The organism is Pseudomonas sp. yb_9, assembly GCF_043103635.1.
Lineage (GTDB): Bacteria > Pseudomonadota > Gammaproteobacteria > Pseudomonadales > Pseudomonadaceae > Aquipseudomonas > Aquipseudomonas monteilii.
Map to the genome: position 1 here is coordinate 22,844 of NZ_JBICKA010000107.1, position 6,608 is coordinate 29,451.

Genomic DNA, 6,608 nt, shown 5'->3' on the forward strand with positions numbered 1-6,608 from the left:
CCGTTATAGGTATGTTTCTTATCGGTTGTTCGGGGATGCAACGTCAGGCGACGTTGAGCGGGATTTTCAGGTAACGCGTCCCGTTCGATTCGGGCTCAGGAAAGTGCCCGGCTCGCATGTTTACCTGAACCGATGGCAGGATCAGAGTAGGCATGTCCATCGAGGCATCTCGCTTAGTGCGCATCGCCACAAACTCCTCCTCACTGATCCCGTTACGCACATGAACGTTGTGCGCGCGTTGGTCTGCAACGGTGCTGACGAATTGCACCTCGCGGCCCCCTGGCTGATAGTCGTGGCACATATAGAGCAACGTATTGGCCGGCAGGCTCAGCACCTTGTTGATTGACTGGAACAGCGTGCGCGCGTTTCCACCGGGAAAGTCACAGCGTGCAGTACCGTAGTCGGGCATAAACAAGGTATCGCCAACAAATGCGGCCGTTTCGGTGCCGTCGCTGATCACATAAGTCATACAGGCCGGCGTATGGCCGGGTGTATGGAGAGCCTGGCATTGCAGCGTGCCGATGGTGAACGGTTCGTCATTGACGAACAGGTGATCGAACTGACTTCCGTCACGGGGCATCTCGCCAGCGGTATTGAACAGCGTGCCGAACACCTCCTGCACCGTCGAAATCTGGCTGCCGATCCCTATTTTCCCGCCAAGTTTCTCCTTCAGGTATGGTGCTGCCGTCAGGTGGTCTGCGTGGACGTGAGTCTCGAGAATCCAGTCGACTCTCGCACTGAGTTCTTTCACCCTTGCAATCAATTTGTCGGCAGAGGTTGTGCCGGTATGGCCGGACTTAGGGTCGTAGTCCAGTACGCTATCGATCAACGCGCAGTGGCGGGTCGCCTCATCCAACACAAGATAACTGACGGTATTGGTAGCAGGATCGAAGAATCCTTCGACGTGAAGTTTTACACTCATTGGCCTGTCTCCTTAGGGGCTTTTACCAAGCCGCTCACACTGAGGACTGACATAGCAATAAGCCTGCCAGACTCAAACGGAGCCAAGATATGGTCATATCTACTTGATTTTATTGATTTTATTTTTCAGTACGGTTTTGTTTTTTCTGTATTCACCTGGATTCACTGCCATTGGCAGTGCCTGTTGACAGAGGTGGCAGTGCCAGAACAGGATGAATGGACTGTCAGGAGCCACGATGAAGACTTACTTGCCCACCCCGACCCACCTACTCCCGCACTCGGATCAAGTGCAATCATTGGTTTCGTTCCTTGAGCACGAACCACAGCCGATGATCGTGCTTGATCCGAACTACAACATCCTGGCTGCCAACACGGCCTATCAGCGGCAGTTTGGCAGCGCTGACAAGCCCTTTATCGGCCATAAGTGCTATCAAATCTCACACCACTACGACGTTCCTTGTGATCAGGCGGGCGAGAACTGCCCGATGAAAAAAGCGCAGGAAATGCGCGGACCGGATCGTGTCCTGCACATTCACCACACGCCTCGCGGCCCGGAGCACGTCGACGTCGAACTACGCCCGATTCTGGACGACCACGGTGTTATCACTGCCTATGTGGAGCGTCTCACGCAGGTTCGCAGCGCCTCAGCGCGCCCCAGCAACGAAGGCCTGGTTGGCCGCTCGCCGGCCTTTAACCTTGCCCTGTCGGAACTGCAGCGGGTGGCCCCATCCATGCTGCCGGTACTGCTACTGGGCGAGTCCGGTACGGGCAAAGAGCTGTTCGCCCGCGCCGTACATGAAAACAGCGATCGAGCCACGGGGCCCTTCGTCGTCGTCGATTGCTCGGGATTGCCCGAAACGCTGTTTGAGAGCGAACTATTCGGCCATGAAAAAGGGGCATTCACCGGGGCCACCACGCGCAAGCCCGGACTGGTTGAAACGGCCCAGGGCGGCACCTTGTTTCTCGATGAGATTGGTGACGTTCCACTCGCCATGCAGGTGAAACTGCTGCGCCTGATCGAATCGGGCACCTATCGCCGTGTCGGCAGTGTCGAGACCCTTCACGCCAACTTCAGGTTAATTGCCGCGACCCACAAACCCCTTGAAAAGATGATGGAGAACGGAGAATTCAGGCAGGACCTGTACTACCGCATCAGCGCCTTCCCCATTCAGTTGCCCCCCTTGCGCAACCGGGTTGAAGACATTGGTTTGCTTGCGAATTCATTTCTACAACGTGCCAGTACCGGCAAGCGCCGGCTGACAATAGAGGCGGAGGCTCTGACACAACTACAGCGGCACTCCTGGCCCGGCAATATCCGCGAATTACGCAATGTGCTGGAAAGAGCCAGTCTGTTCGCTGACGATGGAGTGATCCGCTCCACACATTTGCCCCAGGCATCGGTGGCGATATCGCCTCAGCCCCCCGCCTCAACGCCTTTCGACGGCAGCTCGCTGGCGCAGATACTGGCCACCTTCAAAGGTACCCGCAGTGAACTGGCCAGGCACATGGGTGTTAGCGAACGCACGTTGTACAGACGACTGAAAGAGCAAGGTTTGGCCTGATCAATCGCCCTCACGCCCCACGACTGCCAACGACTGCCAATCGCTGCCACCCTGGCAGGTTGGCAGCGTGCTCACCCGGCAAGGCCTGCCGCACCTGCCAGAAATCACCGCTAAGCCACTGTTTTTAAAAGATAAAAAAGTAAAACAACCCCTTGGCATGCCGTGTGCATATTGGCAAGTCATGACCATTTTCGACAAACGACTTCGACGCCATCTGCTCACGGCAGTAGTGATCAAACTACTGGTGCTGACAGTGCTGTGGTGGCTGTTCATCCGGGATTCGCACGTCAGTGTCGACCCGAACATTATCGGCAACCGTTTCGGAGTACCCACCTTGACTCAAGGGGCAAGCAAGTGATTTCAGAACACCTGGTAGATTTGTCTCGGCTGCAATTCGCAGCCACTGCGCTTTACCACTTTCTTTTCGTACCGCTCACGGTTGGCATGGTGTGGCTGTTGGTCATCATGGAAAGCGTCTATGTGATGACCGGCAACGTCATTTGGAAAGACATGACGCGTTTTTGGGGCAAGCTGTTCGGCATCAACTTCGCCCTGGGGGTGACAACCGGTATCACCCTGGAATTTCAGTTCGGTACCAACTGGGCGTATTACTCGCACTACGTGGGCGATATCTTCGGTGCGCCGCTGGCCATTGAAGGCCTGATGGCGTTCTTCCTTGAGTCGACCATGATCGGTCTGTTCTTCTTTGGCTGGGATCGCCTGAAGAAAGAGCACCACTTGCTTGTCACGCTGCTGATGGCCATCGGTACCAACCTGTCGGCACTGTGGATTCTGATCGCCAATGGCTGGATGCAGAACCCGGTGGGTTCAGAGTTCAGTTACATCACCATGCGCATGGAGATGGTCGATTTCTGGGCAGTGGTGTTCAACCCGGTGGCCCAGGCCAAGTTTGTGCACACGGTGTCCGCCGGTTATGTCACCGGTTCGATGTTCGTGTTGTCAATTTCCAGCTGGTACCTGCTCAAGCGTCGTGATGTCGAGTTCGCCAAGCGCAGTTTTCGGGTGGCGGCGGCTTTCGGCCTGGCCTCGGTGCTCAGCGTCATCGTGCTTGGGGATGAGTCGGGGTACACGGTGGGTGAGGCGCAGCAAACCAAGCTGGCGGCCATGGAAGCCATGTGGGAAACCAAACCCGCACCGGCAGGCTTAACCTTGCTGGCCAGCATAAATGAAGCCGAGTCCAGAAATAACTGGGAAGTCGACGTGCCATGGGTAATGGGCTTGATCGGCACGCGCTCGGTCAGCAAGCAGATCCCGGGCATTCATGACATCAAAGAGAAAAACCGCGAGCGCATTCTGCGTGGCATTACTGCCGTCAATGCGCTTGAAGCCCTGCGGGCCGATCGCACCGACAAGGCGGCGTTCGACACCTTCGAAGCCTACAAGACGGACCTGGGCTTTGGCCTGCTGCTGAAAAAGTACGTCGAGGATGTCAACCAGGCCACACCGGCGATTATCGACAAGGCAGTGAACGATACCGTACCGCGCGTGACGCCGATGTTCTGGGGATTCCGGATCATGGTCGCCCTTGGTTTTGCCATGCTCCTGCTGTTCGGGGTGGCCTTCTGGAGCACCTTGCAATCGGCCTGTACACGCCGCCGCTGGCTGCTGCGCTGGGCACTCTGCATGCTGCCTGCGCCCTGGATTGCCTGCGAGCTGGGCTGGTTCGTCGCTGAATACGGCCGTCAACCCTGGACCATCTATGGCGTACTGCCCACCCACATGAGCGTCTCCACCCTGAGCATCAATAACCTCTATGGCTCGCTGGCTGGATTCGTGGCTTTCTACACCGTGCTGCTGGTGGTTGAAATGTTCCTGATGGTCAAGTTCGCCCGTCAAGGGCCCGGCAGCCTCAGAACCGGCCGTTATGCTCACGATGCCAACCTGAAGGAACTCCACCATGCTTGATTACGTCACCCTGAAAATTATCTGGTGGGCACTGGTCGGCGTACTGCTGATCGGCTTCGCCATCATGGACGGTCATGACATGGGGGTCGGCACCTTGCTGCCCTTTGTAGGCCGCTCGGACCTGGAACGACGCGTAGCGATCAACACCGTAGGGCCGCACTGGGACGGCAACCAAGTGTGGTTCATCACTGCCGGCGGCGCACTGTTCGCGGCGTGGCCGGTGGTGTATGCCACCGCGTTCAGCGGGTTTTACTGGGCGATGATTCTGGTCCTGTGGGCCTTGTTCTTCCGCCCGGTGGGCTTCGACTATCGCAGCAAGATCCACAATGCCAAATGGCGCAGCATCTGGGATTGGGGCCTGTTCGTCGGCGGGGCCGTGCCGCCACTGGTGTTCGGGATCGCCTTCGGCAACCTGCTGCAAGGCGTACCGTTCCACTTCAATGACATGCTGGTATCGACGTACACCGGGAGTTTCTGGCAATTGCTGAACCCCTTCGCACTGCTGACCGGTGTGGTGAGCAGTGCAATGATCACCTTGCAAGGCAGTACCTACCTGGCGCACCGCACTGAAGGCGTTATCCAGGCCCGCGCCATCAAGGGCGGGGTCGGCGCAGCGCTGGTGCTGCTGTGCACATTCATCATTGCTGGCGTGTGGTTGCAGTCGATCGAAGGCTATCGCATTACCTCGGTAGTGGACATCGCCGGGCTGCCGGACATTCTCAACAAGACCGTGGTACGCGACGCCGGGGCCTGGATGGCCAACTATGACCATTATCCAGCGTTGTGGCTGCTGCCCGCGCTGGGCATGGCCGGCGCCGTCGGTGCCACGCTTTTGCTGCTGATGCGCCGTACACTCGCCGCGTTTGTCGCCTCGTCGCTGGCGGTGGTCGGGGTGATCAGCACCGCCGGTGTGTCCATGTTCCCGTTCGTCATGCCGTCATCAACCGTGCCGGCGGCCAGCCTGACCGTGTGGGACAGCGTGTCCAGCCATCTAAGCCTGGCAATCATGTTCTGGGCAACGTTGATTTTCATGCCGCTGATCGTGATCTACACCTCGTGGGCCTATCGCGTCATGCGCGGCAAGGTCACCGTGGCACAGATCAAAGCCAACGAACATTCTGCCTACTAAGGCCCTCAGAGGAGCAAGGACCATGTGGTATTTCGCCTGGATGCTGGGAGTCGGTTTTGCCTTACTGCTGGCCATATTGAATGCGATGTGGGGCGAGACCGAAGCCGGTCGTGCCCAGAGTGACCGTGACGAGGCACAGCCATGATGACGCGGGTCGCCGACGCCTCGGCGTCCTCACGCCTCCACCCGCTGAGCCTGCTTATCGCGATCGCGATCATGCTCGTGTGTACGCTCTATCCGCCGCTGATGGCGGCCCCGGACGGGAAAGCTGATCACGGGCTGGCAACGGCCATGTTCGTGGCGATGAGTGTGGCCTTTGTCAGGGGCGTGGGCTTCGTGCCGCGAGCGTGCGTTTGGCGCTGGCTGTTCTCGGGCTGGACCTGCTGTGTTGCGCTGGCACTGGCTTGCTGGGTAAAGTTTGCAAATTGAGGGCTGATGACTGAACTCTTGAGTTCTCAACATAAAGACAGTAGCACTACCTATTTCCAGTTAGGGAAATCCTGAAGAAGACTTCCCGATTTTGCCAAAATGCCTGGACTCCACCTGCCGAGTTTTCCGATGTAGTAACTGACCTTCGCCCATGCCGAATACGCCGGCAAGAGTAAGCAGACCCGCAAAGAGCTGTTTCTGATCGAGATGGTTCAGGTGGTGCCGTGGAAGGGTTTGATTCCGTTGATCGGGCCGCATTACCCGAAGGGCGAAGGTGGTCGTCCGGCGTATCCGCTGATGGCGATGCTGCGCGTACATTTGATGCAGAACTGGTTTGGCTACAGCGACTCGGCGATGGAGGAAGCGCTGTACGAGACGACCATCCTGCGCCAGTTTGCCGGACTGAGCCTGGAGCGCATTCCGGATGAAACCACCATCCTCAACTTCCGCCGCTTGCTGGAGAAACACGAACTGGCTGCCGGCATCCTGGCTGTGATCAATGGCTACCTGGGAGACCGAGGTTTGTCGTTGCGCCAAGGCACTATCGTCGATGCCACGCTGATCAATGCGCCAAGTTCGACCAAGAACAAGGACGGCAAGCGTGACCCGGAAATGCACCAGACCAAGAAGGGTAACCAGTA

General features: G+C 57.7%; 8 protein-coding genes. 7 read left to right on the forward strand and 1 reads right to left on the reverse strand.

All coding sequences use genetic code 11. The features are described from left to right. Positions 1 to 43 precede the first annotated feature (43 nt). Positions 44 to 922, reverse strand: coding sequence for an MBL fold metallo-hydrolase (locus tag ACF8MI_RS26150; RefSeq protein WP_014753621.1), 879 nt, complete (start codon positions 920 to 922; stop codon positions 44 to 46). A 235-nt stretch (positions 923 to 1,157) separates the two neighbouring features. On the opposite strand from ACF8MI_RS26150, the gene ACF8MI_RS26155 reads away from it, so the two are divergent. From ACF8MI_RS26155 to ACF8MI_RS26185, 7 genes are all read left to right on the forward strand, one after another. Further along, a complete protein-coding gene (locus ACF8MI_RS26155) occupies positions 1,158 to 2,483 on the forward strand; it encodes a sigma-54-dependent Fis family transcriptional regulator (protein WP_070087346.1) in 1,326 nt (441 codons plus the stop codon). A 67-nt stretch (positions 2,484 to 2,550) separates the two neighbouring features. Beyond that, a complete protein-coding gene (cydP, locus tag ACF8MI_RS26160; RefSeq protein WP_070087345.1) occupies positions 2,551 to 2,841 on the forward strand; it encodes a cytochrome oxidase putative small subunit CydP in 291 nt (96 codons plus the stop codon). Beyond that, complete coding sequence (locus ACF8MI_RS26165; protein WP_014753617.1) at positions 2,838 to 4,409, forward strand: cytochrome ubiquinol oxidase subunit I; 1,572 nt, start codon at positions 2,838 to 2,840, stop codon at positions 4,407 to 4,409. Before cydP ends, ACF8MI_RS26165 begins: the two co-directional genes overlap by 4 nt. Then, positions 4,402 to 5,538, forward strand: a complete 1,137-nt coding sequence (gene cydB, locus ACF8MI_RS26170) for a cytochrome d ubiquinol oxidase subunit II (protein ID WP_070087344.1) — start codon at positions 4,402 to 4,404, stop codon at positions 5,536 to 5,538. Before ACF8MI_RS26165 ends, cydB begins: the two co-directional genes overlap by 8 nt. A 22-nt stretch (positions 5,539 to 5,560) precedes the next feature. Further along, entirely contained in the window at positions 5,561 to 5,683 is a 123-nt protein-coding gene (cydX, locus tag ACF8MI_RS26175) for a cytochrome bd-I oxidase subunit CydX (RefSeq protein ID WP_014753615.1), read from the forward strand. After that, the gene (locus ACF8MI_RS26180; RefSeq protein WP_070087343.1) at positions 5,680 to 5,967 is read left to right on the forward strand and encodes a cyd operon YbgE family protein; all 288 of its coding nucleotides are present in this window, start codon (positions 5,680 to 5,682) and stop codon (positions 5,965 to 5,967) included. Before cydX ends, ACF8MI_RS26180 begins: the two co-directional genes overlap by 4 nt. 138 nt (positions 5,968 to 6,105) lie before the next feature. Continuing rightward, a partial coding sequence (locus ACF8MI_RS26185) for an IS5 family transposase (RefSeq protein WP_392518090.1) occupies positions 6,106 to 6,608 on the forward strand: 503 nt, incomplete at its 3' end.